This window comes from Streptomyces paromomycinus, assembly GCF_003865155.1.
Classification (GTDB): domain Bacteria; phylum Actinomycetota; class Actinomycetes; order Streptomycetales; family Streptomycetaceae; genus Streptomyces; species Streptomyces chrestomyceticus.
Window position 1 is genome coordinate 6,574,070 of sequence record NZ_BHZD01000001.1, and the last position, 18,780, is coordinate 6,592,849.

The window sequence follows — 18,780 nt, forward strand, 5'->3', positions numbered from 1 at the left end:
GGATCAGGGCAGGAAGTACATCGGGTTCGGCAGCTTGAACGTCTTGTCGCCGTAGCCGCCGTTCAGGTCGCTGTACTGGTCACCGAAGTTGGCGACGATGTTGTAGCCCTTCGACTCGATGTGCTTGCGGGTGCCCGACTTGAACTGGACCGTCGTGCACTTCGCGCCGCACGGCAGGTAGGCCGGCGGGTTCTTCTTGTCCTTGAGGTAGACGTGCGCGCGGTCCAGCGGGACGCCGTAGCCGACGTTCTTGAGGTTGCGCACGCTCCACTCGCGCTGCGCCTCCTTGCGGCCGGTGACGAAGAAGACCTCGATGCCCTGGCGGTGCGCCCGGTTGACCAGGCGGTCCATGCCGTAGACCGCTTCCATGTCGGTGCTGGCCAGGTACTTGTCCTGGGCCGCCTCGGTGTGGTGGAAGCCGACCTGGAGCTCGTAGTTGTAGGTGAGCAGCGTGGTGTCGTCCATGTCCAGGACGATGGCGGGCTTCTTGCCGTGGTGGTGCGTGCGGGCGTCCTTGGCGACCTTGTCGAGGTAGCGGCGGGCCGAGTCCGTGATGCCGCGTACCTGCTTGGCGTAGTTGCTGTGCGGGGAGGCGTAGTGCTGCCCGTCCGCGGTCACCGTGTCGCCGTAGTACGCCTTGATCTTGTCCTGCACCTGAGTGAGGTTCGGGATCTCCTTGTCCGTACGCGGTACGGAGTGCTCGGCGGTGGCCTGGCCGACGCCGAACGCCGCGGTACCGGCGACGACCACCGTGGCGGCCGCGGCGCCGATGCGGGCACGGCGACGGGAGAGGACGGGGTGGCGCATGTGCTGCTCCTAGCTGGACCGGTGGGGGCCACCTAGGTTTAACAGAGCGTTTACACGGACATCTACGCGCGAAGATTCAATGATTGGCAAAGGCTGGCCCGAATGGACCAGTGCCGGACGGGCCGACACGCTTCGGTCCGTACCGAAACGACCGGCTCCTAGGCTCCCCGTCATGAACACCGCACCCCCTGCCGCCGCGCCCGCCACCGGCCACCTGGAGATAGCGCCCAGCGTCCTGTACTTCGGGACGCCGGTGGTCCTCGTGTCCACGGAGAACGAGGACGGCACCTTCAACCTCGCCCCCATCTCCTCCGCCTGGGCGCTCGGCCGGACCGTGGTCCTCGGACTCGGCCGCGAAGGACAGACCGCGCACAACCTCGGCAGCCGGCCCGGACTGGTGCTCAGTCTGCCGGGCCCCGGGCTGTGGCCCGCGGTGGAGCGGCTGGCGCCGCTCACCGGCCGCGATCCGGTGCCGCCGGGCAAGCCCGCGGGCTGCCGGTACGAGCCGGACAAGTTCGGCGCGGCCGGGCTGACCGCCGTACCGTCCCGCTCGGTACGGCCGCCCCGCGTCGCCGAATGCCCGTTCCAGATGGAGGCGCGCGCCGAGCGGGTGCGACCGGACGTCTCCGGTCACTTCGTCCTCGTCGAGACCGTCGTGAGCGCGGTGCACGCCGATCCCGGCATCGTCGTCCCCGGCACCGACCACATCGACCCGGCCGCCTGGAGCCCGCTCGTCTACAACTTCCGCCACTACTTCGGGCTCGGGCCGGAGCTGGGCCGGTCGTACCGTACGCAGACGCCTCGCGACGCGTAGCCGCACCCGCCGGGCCGCGCCGACCGGAGCGGCGCCCAACTCGCCGGTTCTCCGACCGACTTGCGCGAGTCCCCATTGACGCCCCGGGCCCGCCTCCCTACCCTCCGTTCCCATGGACGGATCACGTCTACATACGCAGACAGCGGCGCCCCGGGCGCCGGCCGCTCCCACCGCCGTCACCGCCGTCCGTCTCACCCCGGTCCTCGTGGCCGACCCGCCCCTGCTGAACACCCAGGGCGTCCACCAGCCCTACACACCCCGCCTGATCGTCGAGGTGACCACGGCGGGCGGCGCGACCGGCCTCGGCGAGACCTACGGCGACACGCAGTACCTCGACCTGGCGGGTCCGCTGGCCGACGCGCTGATCGGCCGCCCGGTCACGGACCTGAACGTGCTGCCGCGTCTGGCCGCCGAGGTGTGCGGCGACTCCCCGGCGGCCACCGGCGCCGCTGAGGTCACCGCGGGCGGCCTGCGCGGCGTGCAGACCGCCGACAAGCTGCGGCTCTCCGTCCTCTCCGGCTTCGAGGTCGCCTGCCTGGACGCCTGGGGGCGGCTCACCGGCCTGCCCGTCCACGCCCTGCTCGGCGGCAAGGTCCGCGACCGTGTCGACTACAGCGCCTACCTCTTCTACCGCTGGGCCGCACACCCCGGCGGCCGCGGCGAACCCGACGACTGGGGCGCGGCCCTCGACCCGCCCGGCATCGTCGACCAGGCCCGCCGCCTCCGCGACACGTACGGTTTCCGCTCCTTCAAGCTGAAGGGCGGCGTCTTCGAGCCCGTGCAGGAGATCGCCGCCGTCCGTGCGCTGGCCGCGGCCTTCCCCGGACACCCGCTGCGCCTGGACCCGAACGGCGCATGGAGCGTCCCCACGTCGCTGAAGGTCGCCCACGCGCTCCAGGACGTCCTCGAATACCTGGAGGATCCCGCCGCCACCACCGCCCGCATGGCCGAGGTCGCCTCCTGTACGGACCTGCCGCTCGCCACGAACATGTGCGTGACCACCTTCGCCGAGATCCGGGAGGCGTTCACCCGGGACGCCGTCCAGGTCGTCCTCTCCGACCACCACTACTGGGGCGGCCTGCGCAACACCCGCGAACTCGCCGCGATCTGCCGCGCCTTCGGCGTCGGCCTGTCCATGCACTCCAACACCCACCTCGGCATCAGCCTCGCCGCCATGAACCACGTCGCCGCGACCGTCCCCGACCTGCGCCACGCCTGCGACACCCACTACCCCTGGCAGACGGAGGACGTCCTCACCGAACGCCTCGCCTTCACGGACGGCGCGCTGCCGGTGTCCGACGCGCCGGGCCTCGGCGTCACGCTCGACCGCGACCGGCTGGCGGCCCTGCACGCGCGCTGGCTGGCCGACGACGGCACGTACCGGGACCGCGACGACGCGGCGGCGATGCGGGCCGCCGACCCGGGGTGGGTGACGCCCCGGGTGCCGCGGTGGTGAGCCGGCGCCCCCGAGGCTGTCGGGCCCGCCACCGCACCGGCGCTTCCGGCGCCGAGGACGCGTACCGTATTCATCCCGTACGTGATCTTTGGAGGGAGCTGTCCCGATGGCACAGGAAGTGCGCGGCGTCATCGCGCCGGGGAAGAACGAGCCGGTGCGGCTGGAGACCGTCCTGGTGCCGGACCCCGGACCGGGCGAGGCCGTGGTGAAGGTGCAGGCCTGCGGAGTGTGCCACACGGACCTGCACTACAAGCAGGGCGGGATCAACGACGAGTTCCCGTTCCTGCTCGGGCACGAGGCGGCGGGCGTCGTGGAGTCCGTCGGGGCGGGCGTGACCGACGTCGAACCCGGGGACTTCGTCGTCCTCAACTGGCGTGCGGTGTGCGGCAAGTGCCGGGCCTGCAAGCGCGGCCGGCCGCAGTACTGCTTCGACACCCACAACGCGAAGCAGAAGATGACGCTGAAGGACGGCACGGAGCTGACGCCCGCCCTCGGCATCGGCGCGTTCGCCGACAAGACGCTGGTCGCGGCCGGGCAGTGCACCAAGGTCGACCCCGAGGTGTCGCCCGCCGTGGCCGGGCTGCTGGGCTGCGGCGTGATGGCCGGCATCGGCGCGGCCATCAACACGGGCGCGGTGGGCCGCGGCGACACCGTCGCGGTGATCGGCTGCGGCGGTGTGGGCGACGCGGCGATCGTCGGCGCCCGGCTGGCCGGCGCGGCGCGGATCATCGCCGTGGACGTGGCGGACCGCAAGCTCTCCATGGCCAAGACGATGGGCGCCACCCACACCGTCAACTCGCGCGCCGCCGACCCCGTCGAGGCGATCCGCGAGCTGACCGGCGGCTTCGGCGCCGACGTGGTGATCGACGCGGTGGGGCGCCCGGAGACCTACCGGCAGGCGTTCTACGCCCGCGACCTGGCCGGCACGGTGGTCCTGGTCGGCGTGCCGACGCCGGAGATGAAGCTGGAGCTGCCGCTGCTGGACGTGTTCGGCCGGGGCGGCGCGCTGAAGTCGTCCTGGTACGGCGACTGCCTGCCGTCCCGCGACTTCCCGATGCTGGTCGACCTGCACCAGCAGGGCCGGATCGACCTGGCGGGCTTCGTCACGGAGACGATCGGCATCGACGGGGTCGAGCAGGCATTCGAGCGGATGCACCAGGGCGACGTACTGCGTTCGGTGGTGACGCTCTGATGGCGGCCCGCATCGACCACCTGGTCACGTCCGGCACCTTCGCGCTCGACGGCGGTGAGTGGGACGTCGACAACAACGTGTGGATCGTCGGCGACGACACCGAGGCCGTCGTCATCGACGCCGCCCACGACGCCGACGCGATCTTCGCGGCGCTCGACGGCCGTACGCTGCGCGCCGTCATCTGCACCCACGCGCACAACGACCACATCGACGCGGCCCCGGCCCTCGCCGCCCGTACCGGCGCGTCCATCCACCTGCACCCGGCCGACCTGCCGCTCTGGCAGCAGACCCACCCGGACCGGGCACCGGAGGAAGAACTGGCGGACGGCCAGGTGCTCACCGTCGCCGGCGTCGACCTGACCGTGCTGCACACCCCCGGCCACGCGCCGGGCGCGGTCTGCCTGTACGCACCGGGCCTGGGGGAGCACGGCACGGTCTTCACCGGCGACACCCTCTTCCAGGGCGGCCCCGGCGCCACCGGCCGGTCGTTCTCCGACTTCCCGACCATCGTCGACTCGATCCGGGACCGGCTGCTGACGCTGCCGCCGCGCACCGAGGTGCGTACCGGGCACGGCGACGGCACCACGATCGGCGCCGAGGCGCCGCACCTGGACGAGTGGGTGAAGAGGGGGCACTGAACCCCCGCTCCCTTGTCAGTCCGCGGCCGCCGTGTCAGTCCGTGGCCGCCCGCTCCAGAATGCGGGCGGCCACCGCCGGTGAATCCACCAGCGGGTGCAGCGCCATCGCGCGGAGGGCCGCGTCCCGGTCCTTGAACTCCGCCGCCTCGACCGTCGCCAGCTCGACGGCCTTGACCTGGAGCATCAGCCCCAGCTGGTCCTCCCGCAGGGGCGCGCACGGCAGCGGCCGCGCGCCGTCCGCGTCCACCTCGCACACCGTCTCGACGATCGCCTCGGGCGCGAGCTGCGGCACGGTCGTGCCGTTGCGCACGTTCAGGATGAGACGCGCGGGGCGGTCACCCGAGACGGCCCGCATGACGGCCAGCGCCACCTGGTCGTAACCGCCGCCCTCCTCCATGTCGCAGGTGTCGCGCTGCCAGCCGCCGGACGCCTCCCGGCTGTCGGCCATGTACGTCTCCTCGCGCTCCTGCCGGGTGCGCTCCCAGAGCGCGTACGCCTCCTCGGGCGGGACGCCGGACGCCGCCTCGAAGAAGCCGCTCTGCTGCTGGTCCAGGAACTCCCCTCGGGTCTCGGACGCGTCCCGTACGGAGGCCAGCGTCTCGCGGCGGAAGTAGTAGTAATGCAGGTACTCGTTGGGAACGGCACCCAGCGCCCGCAGCCAGTCCGCCCCGAACAGCTTGCCCTCCTCGAAAGAGGTGAGCGCGCCGGAATCCGACAGCAGCTTCTTCAGCAGGTCCGTGCCGTCCTCGGCGGTCAAGGAGCGCAGCCAGCCCAGGTGGTTGAGGCCGACATAGCCGTACGTCACCCGGTCCGGATCGGCGCCCGCCGCCCGCGCGGCGCGCCGCACCAGCCCGACCGGCGAGTCACAGATGCCGATCACCCGCTCGCCCAGCACCTGCGCCATCGCCTCGGTGACGATCCCGGCGGGATTGGTGAAGTTGACGACCCAGGCGTCCGGCGCGAGCGCCGCCACCCGCTCGGCGATGTGCAGCGCGACGGGCACCGTGCGCAGCCCGTACAGCACACCGCCCGCACCCACCGTCTCCTGCCCCAGCACCCCCGCGTCCAGCGGAATCCGCTCGTCCGCGATCCGCCCCGCCGTGCCGCCGACACGGATCGCCGAGAAGACGAAGTCGGTGCCGCGCAGCGCGTCGTCGAGCGACTCGGCGACCCGCACGCGGACGGGGGACGGCCGCCCAGGACCGGTCCGCCGCTGCGCCTGCCGGGTCAGCACGGAGGCAATGACGGCCACCCGCCGCGGATCGGTGTCGTACAGGGTCACTTCGGTGACGGCCTGCGCGGGATCGTCCAGGAGCGCGCGGTGCACGAGCGGTACCCGGAAACCCCCGCCGCCCAAAATCGTGAGCCTCATGGGCCGGAACGTACCCCAGCATCGGGCAGACTGGCGTCACGCGCACGGATGAGAGGGGCAGGCACGGTGAGCGCACACGATGTCCAGCGGACCCCGGGCAACGGCCCGGCCGGCCACGTCCCGCCGGGCCCCGCGCCCGCGCTCGACCCCCTGGCCGCCGTACGGGCCGGCGGCGACCCGGCCACCGACGTCTATCTCACCGGCACGGTCTTCCTCGACATCATCTTCACCGGCCTGGACTCCGCGCCCGTACGCGGCACGGAGTCCTGGGCCCGCGGTATGGGCTCCAGCCCCGGCGGCGTCGCCAACATGGCCACCGCACTCGCCCGCCTCGGCCTGCGCACCTCGCTCGCCGCGGCCTTCGGGGACGACATGTACGGCGAGTACTGCTGGGAGGCGCTGGAGCGCGGCGAACACGTCGATCTGTCGCTGTCCCGCACCGTCGCGGGCTGGCACTCTCCCGTCACCGTCTCCATGGCGTACGAGGGTGAGCGCACCATGGTCTCGCACGGCCACGAAGCGCCCAGCGGCCCCGCCCGCACGGCCTTCGACGGCAAGCACGCACCGGGCTGCCCGCCGCCGTCACGGGCCTGCGTCGCCTCCCTCGAACCGGGCCGCCCCGAAGGCTGGCTCGGCTGCGCCGCCCACCGCGGCAGCCGCATCTTCGCCGACGTGGGCTGGGACGACTCCGGCCGCTGGGACCCGGCCGACCTCGCCGAACTGGAGCACTGCGAGGCCTTCCTGCCCAACGCGGAGGAGGCGATGCGCTACACCCGCCTGGACTGCCCGCGCGCCGCCGCCCGCAAGCTGGCCGACCGGGTGCCGGTCGCCGTGGTCACTCTGGGCGCCGAGGGCGCGTACGCGGTCGACGGACGCACCGGCGAGACCGCCGAGGTGCCCGCCATCGCGGTGGAGGCCATGGACCCCACCGGCGCCGGCGACGTCTTCGTCGCGGGCTTCGTCACCGGCTCGCTGGCCGGCTGGCCGCTGGCCGACCGGCTCGCCTTCGCCGGACTGACCGCCGCGCTCTCCGTCCAGGAATTCGGCGGCTCGCTGTCCGCACCGGGCTGGACCGAGATCGCCGCCTGGTGGCAGCGCATCGTGCGGGCGGAGGCGTACGGCCGGACTCCGGACGGCGCCACCGCCTCGGCGGCCTGCCCCCGGGACACCGCCGCCCTGCGCCGCCGCTACGCCTTCCTCGACGCCCTGCTGCCCACCGCGGACCGCTCCTGGCCGCTGGCCCGCGCCCTGCCGACCCTCGGATTCCGCCGCCCCGCGTGAGCACCCGCACGGGCCCCGCATGAGCCCCACACGCGTCCCGCACGTGAACAACCGGCCAACCACACCCCACCCACCCATGAGCACTCCGTCACCGGAGGAACACGAGAACAGGCGAACGCCGGAAAAGGCTTCGGGCTTGTCAGTGCACCGTCGTACCCTGGGTATCCCAAGGAGCCGAGCTGCCGGGCACCGCCTTTGCAGCGCAACGAATGGGGGATGAGCAGGCCAGAGAGCCGGCCCATGACTCAGACACCTACACGACCGCAGGCGCACGCCCAGTTCACCGTCCCCGCCAAGCACCCGATGGTGACGGTCCTGGGGTCCGGAGACGCCCTGCTGCGGGTCATCGAGAACGCCTTCCCGGCCACCGACATCCACGTACGGGGCAACGAGATCCGGGCGACCGGCGACCCCGCCGAAGTCGCCCTCGTCCAGCGCCTCTTCGACGAGATGATGCTGGTGCTGCGCACCGGCCAGCCGATGACCGAGGACGCGGTGGAACGCTCCATCGCCATGCTGCGCTCGGCGGCGGACGGCGAGGGCGCGACGAGCGAGACCCCCGCCGAGGTGCTCACCCAGAACATCCTCTCCAACCGCGGCCGCACCATCCGCCCCAAGACCCTGAACCAGAAGCGCTACGTCGACGCCATCGACCGGCACACGGTCGTCTTCGGCATCGGCCCCGCCGGCACGGGCAAGACCTACCTCGCCATGGCCAAGGCGGTCCAGGCCCTGCAGTCCAAGCAGGTCAACCGCATCATCCTGACCCGCCCCGCCGTCGAGGCCGGCGAACGCCTGGGCTTCCTCCCCGGCACCCTCTACGAGAAGATCGACCCGTACCTGCGCCCGCTGTACGACGCCCTGCACGACATGCTCGACCCGGACTCGATCCCGCGGCTGATGGCGGCGGGGACGATCGAGGTGGCGCCGCTCGCATATATGCGCGGTCGCGCGCAGCCGATCTTCACGAACGTCCTGACCCCGGACGGCTGGCGCCCCATCGGCGATCTCCAGGTGGGCGACCTCGTCATAGGGTCGAACGGCGAGCCCACCCCGGTCCTCGGCGTCTACCCGCAGGGCGAGAAGGACATCTACCGCGTCACCGCACAGGACGGTTCCTGGACCCTGTGCTGCGGCGAGCACCTGTGGACGGTCCGCACCGCGGCGGACAAGCGCCGGGACAAGCCGTGGCGGGTCCTGGAGACCAAGGAGATGATCGGCGATCTCCGCGCGGCGCAGGCCCGCCGCTACGAGCTGCCGCTGCTCACGGCGCCGGTCTGCTTCCCCGAGCGCGCTGTTCCGATGGATCCGTACGCACTGGGCCTGCTGCTCGGTGACGGCTGCATCACGGGCAGCACGACGCCTTCGTTCGCCACCGCCGACCCGGAATTGGCGACCGCTCTCGGCGCGGCGCTGCCCGGTGTGTCCGTCCGGCGGAAGAACGACGTCGACTACGTGCTCAACCGCGTCAAGGCGCCGGGCGACGTCGTGACGCTGGAGAACCCGGTCACGGGCGCTCTGCGGGCCCTGGATCTGCTCGGCACCCGGTCGTACTCGAAGTTCGTGCCGGACGACTACCTCCAGAACTCCGCCGAGGTGCGTCTCGCCGTCCTCCAGGGGCTGCTCGACTCCGACGGCGGCCCGGTGACCCAGGCCGACCGGACCTGCCGCATCCAGTACACGACGACGTCGATCCTGCTCCGGGACGACGTCATCGCGCTGGTCCAGTCGCTGGGCGGCGTCGCCTACAGCCGCCGCCGGGCGGCCGGGGGCCGGAAGCCGGGGCGGGCGAAGGGCCGTGACGTCGGCTACCGCCGGGACGCGCACATCATCGACATCCGCCTCCCCGAAGGCATCGAGCCCTTCCGCCTCGCCCGCAAGGCCGAGAAGTACCACGCGGCCGGGGGCGGCGGACGTCCGATGCGGTTCATCGACTCCATCGAGCCCGCGGGGCGCGAGGAAGCGGTGTGCATCCAGGTGGCGGCCGAGGACTCGTTGTACGTCACACAGGACTACCTGCTGACGCACAACACCCTCAACGACGCTTTCATCATTCTGGACGAGGCGCAGAACACCAGCCCCGAGCAGATGAAGATGTTCCTCACCCGCCTCGGGTTCGACTCGAAGATCGTCATCACCGGTGACATCACGCAGGTCGACCTCCCGGGCGGTACGAAGAGCGGTCTGCGGCAGGTCCAGGACATTCTGGAGGGGCTGGACGACGTGCACTTCTCGCGGCTCAGCAGCCAGGACGTCGTCCGGCACAAGCTCGTCGGCCGTATTGTCGATGCGTACGAGAAGTACGACAGCCAGAACGGCCAGAACAGCCACAACGGCCGGCGTTCCTGAGAAACGAGAAGCAGCACCACATGTCGATCGACGTCAACAACGAGTCCGGAACGGACATCGACGAGCAGGCGATTCTGGATGTCGCGCGCTACGCCGTGGCCCGGATGCGTATCCACCCGCTTTCCGAGCTGTCGGTCATCGTCGTCGACGCCGACGCCATGGAACAGCTCCACCTCCAGTGGATGGACCTGCCGGGCCCGACCGATGTCATGTCCTTCCCGATGGACGAGCTGCGTCCGCCGGCCAAGGACGACGAGGAGCCCCCGCAGGGGCTCCTCGGTGACATCGTGCTCTGCCCGGAGGTCGCCAAGAAGCAGGGGGAGGAGGCGCCGACCGGGCACAGCATGGACGAGGAGCTCCAGCTGCTGACCGTGCACGGGGTGCTGCACCTGCTCGGGTACGACCACGAGGAGCCTTCGGAGAAGGCCGAGATGTTCGGTCTGCAGGCGGCGATCATCGACGGCTGGCGTGCCGAGCGCGGGCTGACGGGTCCGTCGCCGGCCCCGACCGTCACCTGACGGCGGGAGATCCGGTGACCACCCAGCTGATCGCGGTCGCGGTGCTGCTCGTCGTCGTCGCGTGGCTCGCGGCGTGTGCCGAGGCGGGGCTCGCCCGTACGACCAGCTTCCGTGCCGAGGAAGCCGTGCGGTCGGGGCGGCGGGGCAGCGCGAAGCTGGCCGCCGTCGCCGCCGATCCCGTCCGCTATCTGAATGTCGCGCTGCTGGTGCGGGTCGGCTGCGAGATGGCGGCCGGGGTGCTGGTGACGTACGCCTGTCTGCGCTCCTTCGAGGAGACCTGGCAGGCGCTGACCGTGGCCATCGCGGTGATGGTGCTGGTCTCGTACGTCGCCGTGGGCGTCTCGCCGCGGACGATCGGCCGCCAGCACCCGCTGAACACCGCCACCGCCGCGGCGTACGTGCTGCTGCCGCTGGCCCGGATCATGGGGCCGATTCCGCGGCTGCTGATTCTTCTGGGCAATGCCCTGACACCCGGCAAGGGCTTCCGGCAGGGCCCCTTCGCCTCCGAGGCCGAGCTGCGCTCGCTGGTGGACCTCGCGGAGAAGGAGTCGCTGATCGAGGACGAGGAGCGCCGGATGGTGCACTCCGTCTTCCAGCTGGGCGACACCCTGGTGCGGGAGGTGATGGTGCCGCGGACGGACCTGATCTCGGTCGAGCGGTTCAAGACCATCCGCCAGGCGCTGACCCTCGCGCTGCGCTCCGGGTTCTCCCGCATCCCGGTGACCGGCGAGAACGAGGACGACGTGGTCGGCGTCGTGTACGTGAAGGACCTGGCCCGCAAGGTGCACATCAGCCGGGACGCGGAGACCGAGCTGGTCTCCACGGCGATGCGGCCCGCCGTCTTCGTGCCCGACACGAAGAACGCCGGTGACCTGCTGCGCGAGATGCAGCAGGACCGCAATCACGTCGCGGTCGTCATCGACGAGTACGGCGGTACGGCCGGCATCGTGACGATCGAGGACATCCTGGAGGAGATCGTCGGCGAGATCACCGACGAGTACGACCGGGAGCTGCCGCCCGTGGAGGACCTGGGCGACGGGCGGTACCGGGTGACCGCGCGGCTGGACATCGGCGACCTCGGGGAGCTGTACGGCTTCGCCGAGCTGGACGACGAGGACGTGGAGACGGTCGGCGGGCTGCTCGCCAAGCATCTGGGCCGGGTGCCGATCGCGGGTGCCACGGCCGAGATCGACCTCAGCGAGAACGCGTCCGCGCTCTCGCCCAAGGCGCTGCGGCTGACCGCGGAGGCCCCGGCCGGCCGCCGCAACAAGATCGTCACGGTGCTCTGCGAGCCGGTCAGGGGCGAGGACGGCGCGGCCGGTCAGGAGTGACCGGCGGCGGAGCGGGAAGCGGTGAGGACCGACCGCGGCGACGGGGTAACGGTCAGGACCGACCGCGGCGACGGAGCGAGAAGCGGTCGGGGCTGACCGCCACGCACAGCCCGGCGAGCGCCGTGGTGGTCCCGGTGACCACCACGGCGGGCCAGCCGCCGCCCGACCAGGCCACCGTTCCCGCCAGCGATCCGACGGCGATGCCGGAGAAGCGCAGGGTGAAGTAGAGGGTGTTCAGGCGGCTGTGCACGGCTGGATCGAGGCTGAACAGGGACGTCTGCGAGGCGGCCTGGCTGCCCCAGACCCCGACGTCCAGCACGACCACGCCGGCCAGCAGCCACCAGAGCGAGCCGCCGCCCGGCAGCAGGAGCAGCCAGCCCGCGATCACCAGGCCGATCAGTGCCGCGAGCGCGCCGCGCCGTCCGAGCCGGTCGGCCAGCCGTCCGGCGTACGGGGAGGCCAGTGCGCTCGCCGCGGCCACCAGCCCGAACAGGCCGATCTCGGTCGGCCCGTACCCGTAATCCTTCGACAGCAGGAACGTGAGCGTCGTCCAGAACGCGCCGAACGCGATGCCCACCAGCGCGCCGGACACGGCGATCCGCCGGACCGGTGGGTGGGCGGCGAACAGCCGCGGCAGCGAGGCGAGTGTGGACCGGTACGAGGTGGCCGCGGCCGCCGGGACGCGGGGCAGGGCGCGGCTCAGGACCAGCATGGTCAGCAGGGTCAGGACGCAGGAGCAGCCGAAGACCGCCCGCCAGCCCACCTGCTCCGCCAGCGCCCCCGAGTACGCGCGGGACGCGAGCACGCCGACCAGCAGACCGGCCTGTACGGTCCCGACGACGCGGCCCCGGCCGGCGTCGCCGCCACCGGCGGCCAGGGCGACCGCGAGCGGTGTGACGAGCTGCGGTACGGGCGAGAGCAGGCCGACCGCGAAGCCGGCCACCACCAGCCAGGTCACGCCGGGCGCGACGGCACAGGCGGCGAGGGCGAGCGCGGACGCCGTACCGAGGCCCAGGATCAGCCGCCGCCGGTCGTGGCTGTCGCCCGCCGGGACCAGCAGCAGGATGCCCGCCGCGTAGCCGAGCTGGGTGGCGGTGGGCACCGCGCCGAGGACGTCCGGCGCCACCCCGAGGGAGCGGGCGGCGGCGCCCAGCAGCGGCTGGTTCAGGTAGACGTTGGCGGCGGTGACGGCGCTGGTGGCGGCGAGCAGCAGGGCAGTCGGGCGGGTCAGGCCGGGGCGGGGCGGGCGGGCGGTGCGCGGGGGAGCGGAAGCTGGTTCGATCACATGAGCCGACGCTAGGCCGGGGCGGGCGTGGCAGGCTTGTGCGGGACTGCCAAGTTCTGTCGAGAACGTGCCAGGCGGTGGAGGAAGCGGGAGACGAGGGAGAAAGCGGGAAGCGAGGCGGGGGAGAAGCCGGAAGGGAGGCCGCGTGTACGGCAAGAGCGAGGACCGGGACGACTACCAGCGGGTGCCCCGGCCGGTCGCCGCGATGGCCCGTGACCTGCCCGACGGCCACCACATCCCCGGCCACCGGCACCTCCGGGCCCAGCTGATCTACGGCACCACCGGCGCCATCTCGGTGGCCACCGGGCACGGCGTGTGGGTGGTGCCCGCCACCCGTGGCGTGTGGGTGCCCGCCGGGCTGACCCACGCGATGACCTGCGCGGGCGCGGTCGCCATGCGCACCCTCTACATCGAGCCGCAGTCCGCCTGGCGGCTGCCGGACGCCCCCACCGTCGTCTCGGTCCCGCCGCTGCTGCGGGAGCTGATCGACGAGGCCACCCGGATTCCGGTGGAGTACGACGTACGGGGCCGCGACGGCACGGTGATGGACCTGCTGCTGCACGAACTCGCGCCGCGCCCCGTACCGGCCCTGCACCTGCCCGCCCCGGACGATCCCCGGCTGCACGACCTGTGCGCGGCGATCCGGCGCAGCCCCGGCGAGGACTGGACGACCCCGAACGCCGCGGCCCGCGCCCATCTGAGCCCGCGCAGCCTGCACCGCAGGTTCGCCGCCGCCACGGGGATGAGCCCGGCCCGCTGGGTGCAGCAGGCCAGGCTCGTCCACGCGGTCACCCTGCTGGCCAGGGGGACACCGGTCACCTCCGTCGCCACCGGTCTCGGCTATGCCACCCCCAGCGCCTTCACGGCCATGTTCCGGCGGGCGCTGGGCACCACTCCGTCGGCCTACTTCGCGGGCGTGTAGGGCGTCACGAAGCCGCGAAGACCCATCGGAAACGTCCTACTCCGTACGGGATCGGCGGGCCGCCCGGGAGAGGCCGACGGCCACCAGCACGGCGATCACCGCGACGAGCAGCGCGTCCGCGCCGAGCCCCAGCCTGACGCCGCCGAGCGTGGCGTCCGCGAAGCTCGCGCCGTCCTCCCGCAGGTCCGCGACGCGGGCCGACGCCAGGGCGCTCAGCAGCGGGATGCCGACCGTGATGCCGATCTGCTGGGAGCTGGTCACCAGGCCGGTGGCCAGGCCCTGTTCGGTGTCCGGCACACCGGAGGTGACGATCACTCCGTACGAGACGATCGCCCACAGGTGGCCGAAGCAGGCGACCGTCATGGCGACCGTCGCGAGCCAGACGCCGGACGGGGCCGTGCCCACGCCCAGCAGCGCGGCGGTGCAGACGGCCTGGACGGCCAGTCCGGTGAGCAGCGTCCGGCGGGCGCCGATCCGCCCGATCACCTTCGGCGCGACCATGCCGGAGACCACCGCGAAGAGCCCCTGCACGCCGAAGACGAGACCGGTGAGGAAGGCGGAGAGGTGCAGCACTTCCTGGAGGTAGAGCGTCAGCAGGAAGATCACCGCGCTCATCATCGAGAAGGTGACCAGGCCTGCCAGGTTGCCCCACGCCACCGTCGGACGGCGCAGCATCGGCAGCGACACCAGCGGCTGGGCGGCCCGGGACTCCACGACGACGAAGGCGACGAGCAGGACGGCGCCGAGGGCCAGCGTGACCAGGACGTCCGGGCGTCCGAAGCCGGCCTCGGCGGCGGTGGACAGGGCGTAGATCAGGGCGAGCAGGCCGCCGGTGACGGTCACCGCGCCCGGGATGTCGATCCGGGGACGCTCGGGGTGCCGGGATTCGGTGAGCAGCGCGGGCGCTACCGCCAGTACGGCGATCCCGGCCACCGCGAGGACGCCCATCGTCGACCGCCAGCCGAGCGAGTCGGTCAGCGCGCCGCCGAGCACCATGCCGATGGTGAAGCCCGTCGAGAGCAGGGTGCCGCTGATCCCGAGGGCGCGTTCGCGCTGCGGGCCTTCGGTGAAGGTGGTGGTCAGCAGGGACATGCCGGTGGGCACGATGACCGCGGCGCCCAGCCCTTGCAGCGCGCGCCCGGCCAGGAAGACGGACGGGCTCCAGGCGAGCGCGGCCAGCAGGGAGGCCGTCGTGAAGAGGGCGAGCCCGGTGAGGAAGAGCCGTCGCCGCCCGTACAGGTCGGCGATCCGGCCGAAGAGGAGCAGGAAGCCGCCGGACGGCAGGGCGAAGGCGGTGACCGCCCATTGGAGGTCGGCCTGGCCCATTCCCAGGTCCCGGCCGAGGACGGGGAGCGTCACGTTCAGGATGGAGAAGTCCAGCGCGACGATGAACTGCGCGGCGCAGAGCAGGAGAAGGATCAGTTTGGCGCGGGCGGACATACGGGTGGGGGCGGGAACAGTCGTGGCTGGGCCAGTCGGTGCTGCGGGGGCCGTGGCGGGGAGCGTGGACGTGTCGGTCGGCATACGAGGAGCCTGCGGCCCAGGAATACGGCGTGGGGAGCGGGAACTTATCGTGGTGTCCGGACCACCAGGCAGGGTCCGGCAGCAGGCTGCTACATCGGCCGTCACCATGCGGCCGACAGGGGGAACGGCGTGAGCGAGTCCGCGCGGGCACAATCCGTACCGACGACAAGGGAGTCCGGCGACTCGGGCGGCGCCAAGCCGCGCCGCCGGCAGGAGTTGCGGGACTTCCTGATGAGCCGCCGCGCCCGGGTCAGCCCGGCCGACGCGGGCCTGCCCGACGGCGGGCGGCGCCGGACGCCGGGGCTGCGCCGGGAGGAGGTCGCGGTGCTCGCCGGGGTCGGTGCTTCCTGGTACCAGTGGCTGGAGCAGGGGCGCGACATCACCGTATCGCCGCAGGTGCTGGACTCCGTGGCCCGGGTGCTGCGGCTGAGCGACACCGAGCGGCGGCATTTGTACGTACTGGCCGGGCTCAACCCGCCGCTGCGGCAGGACCCGGACCCGGCGGTGCTCGACATGTGCGAGGGGCTGCAGCGGCTGATCGACGCGTGGATGCCGTTCCCGGCCCACATCCTGGACCCGTACTGGAACAACGTCGCCTACAACGAGGCGGCGCGGCTCGTCCTGAACCACGGTCACGAAGGCGTCGACATGAACTGCGTGATCGCGTTCTTCACCGACCCGGTCTACCGCGCCCGCGCCGCCAGCTGGGAGCGGAACGCGCCGGTGGTGGTGGCCCAGTACCGGGCGGCCTGGTCGAACCGGCCCGGCGACGAGGGGTACGAGTCGGTGGTACGGGAACTGTCCGCGGCGAGCGAGGAGTTCGCGGAGCTGTGGGCGCGCGGGGACGTGCAGGACGGCGGGCAGATCCACAAGGAACTGGAGCATCCGCTCGTCGGCACGCTGCTCTTCGAGACCACCCAGCTGCGGGTGCCGGCCCGCCCGGACCTGACCATCGTGCTGCACAACCCGCGCCGGTCGGCGGAGACCGACACGGCGGCGAAGCTGGAGTGGCTGACGTCGCCGGAGGGCCGCCGGGGCGGGATGTACTCGGTGGCAGGGTGACGGGGACGGGAGCAGGCGGCGCGAGGACACGGGGACGGGAACGAGCGGGCCCGCCACCGCCGTACGCCCCCTCGTGCCCATCGGGCCGCGGGACGCATATGCTCGCCCGTATGAGCGAAGCCGCACCGCTGGACCCGGAAGACCGCAAGATCATCACGCTGGCCCGTTCCGCGCGCGCCCGCAACGGGGTGCCGGAGGGCGCCGCCGTCCGTGACGAGACCGGGCGCACCTATGTCGCGGGGACCGTCGCCCTGGAGTCGTTGCAGCTCAGCGCGTTGCGTACGGCGGTCGCCATGGCCGTCGCGAGCGGCGCGCAGTCGCTGGAGGCGGCGGCCGTGGTGACCGAGGCGGAGTCGGCCTCGGACGCGGACCGCGCGGCCGTACGGGATCTCGGCGGCGCCGGTACGCCGGTGCTGGTCGCCGGTCCGGACGGCACGCTGCGGGCCACGGTCCAGGCGGGCTGACCGGCCACGGTCCAAGCGGCTGACCGGCCACGGTCCAAGCGGGCTGACACCAGGGCGGACGGCCGGGCCGGCGCAACGGCGCGGCGGCCTTCACTTTGCCCGTACCCGCTCCAGCAGCGCCTTCTTGTCCGGCTTGCCGCTCGCCGCCACCGGTACCTCCCGCACGAGGGTGATCGTGGCGGGCACACTCGCCGGACCCAGCGCGTCGGCTACCTGGGCGCGCAGCGCCGCGGGAGCGGGCCGCCGTCCCGCCGCCGGTACGACGAACGCGTGGGCGGCCTCGCCGGTCCGCTCGTCCGGCGCGCCCACGACGTACGCCTGGTCGACGTCCGGGTGTGCGGCCAGGGCCTGTTCGATGGCGCCCGCGTAGTGCAGGACGGCGTTGACGATGATGACGTCACGGGTGCGCCCGGTGAGGCGCAGGAAGCCGTGCTCGTCGAGGCGGCCGAGGTCGCGGGTGCGGACCCAGCCGTCCCGCAGTACGGCGCGGGTCTCCGCCTCGTCCCGGCGGTAGCCGGTCAGCGCTCCGGCCGTACGGACCCAGATCTCACCGGTGGCGCCGTCGGGGAGGGGCCGCCCGTCGGCCGGGTCCCGCACGTCGATGTCCACCCCGTCCAGAGGGCGCCCCACCGAGCCGTACGCCGTGTCCGGCCGGCGGGCCAGGTCGTCGGGGGTGAGCAGGGTGAGCATGCCGGTCTCGGTCTGTCCGTAGCCCTGGTGCACGACGGGGCCCAGGCGTTCGGTGGCCTCGGCGAGCTTGTGGGGCGCCAGGGGAGATCCGGCCACAAGGAGAGCGCGGAGGCTCGTGAGGTCCACGGGGTTTTCGGGCTCGGTGCGCAGGGCGTTGAGGATGTGGTGCAGCCGGGGGACGGTCAGCAGGCAGGCGGTGACGCGGTGCCGTGCGAAGACCTCCGGGAAGGACAGCGGCGGGTCCGGTATGACGGCGGTGCCGCCGCCCAGCAGGCACAGCCCCAGGTGCTCGAAGATCACGGCGCTGGTGAGGGTGCCGAAGAGCAGGAAGCGCGCGTAAGCCGCCGCGAGACCGGCGACCCGCCCGGTCCGGCGGGCCGGCTGCCACGACCAGCCCGCGGTGAGGCTGCGGTAGGTGTGCGCGCACTCCTTGGGCTGCCCGGTGCTGCCGCTGGTGAGGGTGATCAGGGCGATGTCGTCCGGGCGGCCGTGCGCCACGAGGTCGTCGGGGGAGGCCGGTTCCGCCGTGTTCAGCAGGTCTTTCTCCAGGCCGAGCCGGGTGGTGACAGCGGCGGCGGCGGCGCGGAGTCCGGGGGAGTCCGACGGCTCGTCGTGCACGAGGACGTCGATCCCGTCGGCCAGGACGCGGGCGAGGTGGCCCGGCGGCAGTCCGGGGCGCAGGCCGGTCAGCCGGGCGCCCAGCAGATGCACCGCGAGGTGCAGGGCGAACGCCTCGGGGGTGACGCCGGCGGCCACCGCGACGGACGATCCCGGACCGATGCCCGCCGCGCGCAGCCCGCGCACACAGCGGCCGGCCAGGTCCAGGACCGCGCGGCGCGGGACGGCGCGCCCCAGATGTTCGAACGCCGGTACGTCCGGCTGCCGGTGGAACGCGTCGACGAGGGCTTGCGGGAAAGGGCGTGCGGTGAGCTGGCTCATTTCGTGTCCGCTCCGGTGGGTGTGAACGGCTGAAATGCGTCACGGGACCGGCGGGGCAAGCGGGGCCGGGAGTGCGGCAGAGTAATGCGGAGACCCGCCGGGGCGCGACAGAAGGGCGTTCCGGGTAAAAATCCCG

16 protein-coding genes are annotated in these 18,780 nt (G+C 72.6%); 11 read left to right on the top strand and 5 right to left on the bottom strand.

Annotated features, from left to right (window positions below):
* Nucleotides 1-3 precede the first annotated feature (3 nt).
* Entirely contained in the window at nucleotides 4-807 is an 804-nt protein-coding gene (locus OEIGOIKO_RS28145) for an HAD family acid phosphatase (RefSeq protein WP_125056333.1), read from the bottom strand.
* A gap of 172 nt (nucleotides 808-979) precedes the next feature.
* On the opposite strand from OEIGOIKO_RS28145, the gene OEIGOIKO_RS28150 reads away from it, so the two are divergent.
* The 4 genes from OEIGOIKO_RS28150 (at nucleotide 980) to OEIGOIKO_RS28165 (ending at nucleotide 4,907) form a co-directional block, all read left to right on the top strand.
* On the top strand, nucleotides 980-1,621 hold the full coding sequence (locus OEIGOIKO_RS28150) for a flavin reductase family protein (protein ID WP_125056334.1): 642 nt from the start codon (nucleotides 980-982) through the stop codon (nucleotides 1,619-1,621).
* Nucleotides 1,622-1,733: 112 nt separating this feature from the next.
* Entirely contained in the window at nucleotides 1,734-3,077 is a 1,344-nt protein-coding gene (locus tag OEIGOIKO_RS28155; RefSeq protein ID WP_125056335.1) for an enolase C-terminal domain-like protein, read from the top strand.
* A gap of 106 nt (nucleotides 3,078-3,183) precedes the next feature.
* A complete protein-coding gene (locus tag OEIGOIKO_RS28160) occupies nucleotides 3,184-4,269 on the top strand; it encodes an S-(hydroxymethyl)mycothiol dehydrogenase (protein WP_125056336.1) in 1,086 nt (361 codons plus the stop codon).
* Nucleotides 4,269-4,907: an MBL fold metallo-hydrolase gene (locus tag OEIGOIKO_RS28165; RefSeq protein ID WP_125056337.1), complete on the top strand. Its 639-nt coding sequence runs from the start codon at nucleotides 4,269-4,271 to the stop codon at nucleotides 4,905-4,907. The genes OEIGOIKO_RS28160 and OEIGOIKO_RS28165 overlap by 1 nt, the downstream gene beginning before the upstream one ends.
* A gap of 34 nt (nucleotides 4,908-4,941) precedes the next feature.
* On the opposite strand, the gene OEIGOIKO_RS28170 is transcribed toward OEIGOIKO_RS28165, so the two are convergent.
* Entirely contained in the window at nucleotides 4,942-6,279 is a 1,338-nt protein-coding gene (locus OEIGOIKO_RS28170) for a family 4 glycosyl hydrolase (protein ID WP_125056338.1), read from the bottom strand.
* A 66-nt stretch (nucleotides 6,280-6,345) separates the two neighbouring features.
* Here OEIGOIKO_RS28170 and OEIGOIKO_RS28175 point away from each other — a divergent pair, with 66 nt between their 5' ends.
* From OEIGOIKO_RS28175 to OEIGOIKO_RS28190, 4 genes are all read left to right on the top strand, one after another.
* Nucleotides 6,346-7,560, top strand: coding sequence for a carbohydrate kinase family protein (locus OEIGOIKO_RS28175; RefSeq protein ID WP_246177566.1), 1,215 nt, complete (start codon nucleotides 6,346-6,348; stop codon nucleotides 7,558-7,560).
* A gap of 240 nt (nucleotides 7,561-7,800) precedes the next feature.
* Nucleotides 7,801-9,909 (top strand): PhoH family protein, encoded by a 2,109-nt coding sequence (locus OEIGOIKO_RS28180; protein ID WP_125056339.1) that lies wholly within the window; start codon nucleotides 7,801-7,803, stop codon nucleotides 9,907-9,909.
* Nucleotides 9,910-9,929: 20 nt separating this feature from the next.
* Nucleotides 9,930-10,427 carry an rRNA maturation RNase YbeY gene (gene ybeY / locus OEIGOIKO_RS28185; protein ID WP_073761490.1) on the top strand — a complete coding sequence of 166 codons (498 nt, stop codon included), beginning with the start codon at nucleotides 9,930-9,932 and terminating at the stop codon, nucleotides 10,425-10,427.
* A gap of 14 nt (nucleotides 10,428-10,441) precedes the next feature.
* Nucleotides 10,442-11,758, top strand: a complete 1,317-nt coding sequence (locus OEIGOIKO_RS28190) for a hemolysin family protein (RefSeq protein WP_125056340.1) — start codon at nucleotides 10,442-10,444, stop codon at nucleotides 11,756-11,758.
* Between the two features lie 52 nt (nucleotides 11,759-11,810).
* On the opposite strand, the gene OEIGOIKO_RS28195 is transcribed toward OEIGOIKO_RS28190, so the two are convergent.
* Nucleotides 11,811-13,043, bottom strand: coding sequence for an MFS transporter (locus OEIGOIKO_RS28195; protein WP_246177567.1), 1,233 nt, complete (start codon nucleotides 13,041-13,043; stop codon nucleotides 11,811-11,813).
* Between the two features lie 145 nt (nucleotides 13,044-13,188).
* Between OEIGOIKO_RS28195 and OEIGOIKO_RS28200 the strand changes: the two genes are divergently transcribed.
* Nucleotides 13,189-13,965, top strand: coding sequence for an AraC family transcriptional regulator (locus OEIGOIKO_RS28200; RefSeq protein ID WP_125056341.1), 777 nt, complete (start codon nucleotides 13,189-13,191; stop codon nucleotides 13,963-13,965).
* 36 nt (nucleotides 13,966-14,001) lie between these two features.
* Here OEIGOIKO_RS28200 and OEIGOIKO_RS28205 read toward each other — a convergent pair whose 3' ends face one another.
* Complete coding sequence (locus OEIGOIKO_RS28205; RefSeq protein WP_125056342.1) at nucleotides 14,002-15,489, bottom strand: MFS transporter; 1,488 nt, start codon at nucleotides 15,487-15,489, stop codon at nucleotides 14,002-14,004.
* A gap of 231 nt (nucleotides 15,490-15,720) precedes the next feature.
* Here OEIGOIKO_RS28205 and OEIGOIKO_RS28210 point away from each other — a divergent pair, with 231 nt between their 5' ends.
* Complete coding sequence (locus OEIGOIKO_RS28210) at nucleotides 15,721-16,551, top strand: helix-turn-helix transcriptional regulator (RefSeq protein WP_246178137.1); 831 nt, start codon at nucleotides 15,721-15,723, stop codon at nucleotides 16,549-16,551.
* Nucleotides 16,552-16,661: 110 nt separating this feature from the next.
* Nucleotides 16,662-17,015, top strand: a complete 354-nt coding sequence (locus tag OEIGOIKO_RS28215; RefSeq protein WP_032926488.1) for a cytidine/deoxycytidylate deaminase family protein — start codon at nucleotides 16,662-16,664, stop codon at nucleotides 17,013-17,015.
* Between the two features lie 90 nt (nucleotides 17,016-17,105).
* Here the strand turns inward: OEIGOIKO_RS28215 and OEIGOIKO_RS28220 are convergent, their stop codons facing one another.
* Complete coding sequence (locus OEIGOIKO_RS28220) at nucleotides 17,106-18,644, bottom strand: class I adenylate-forming enzyme family protein (protein ID WP_125056343.1); 1,539 nt, start codon at nucleotides 18,642-18,644, stop codon at nucleotides 17,106-17,108.
* Nucleotides 18,645-18,780 lie beyond the last annotated feature (136 nt).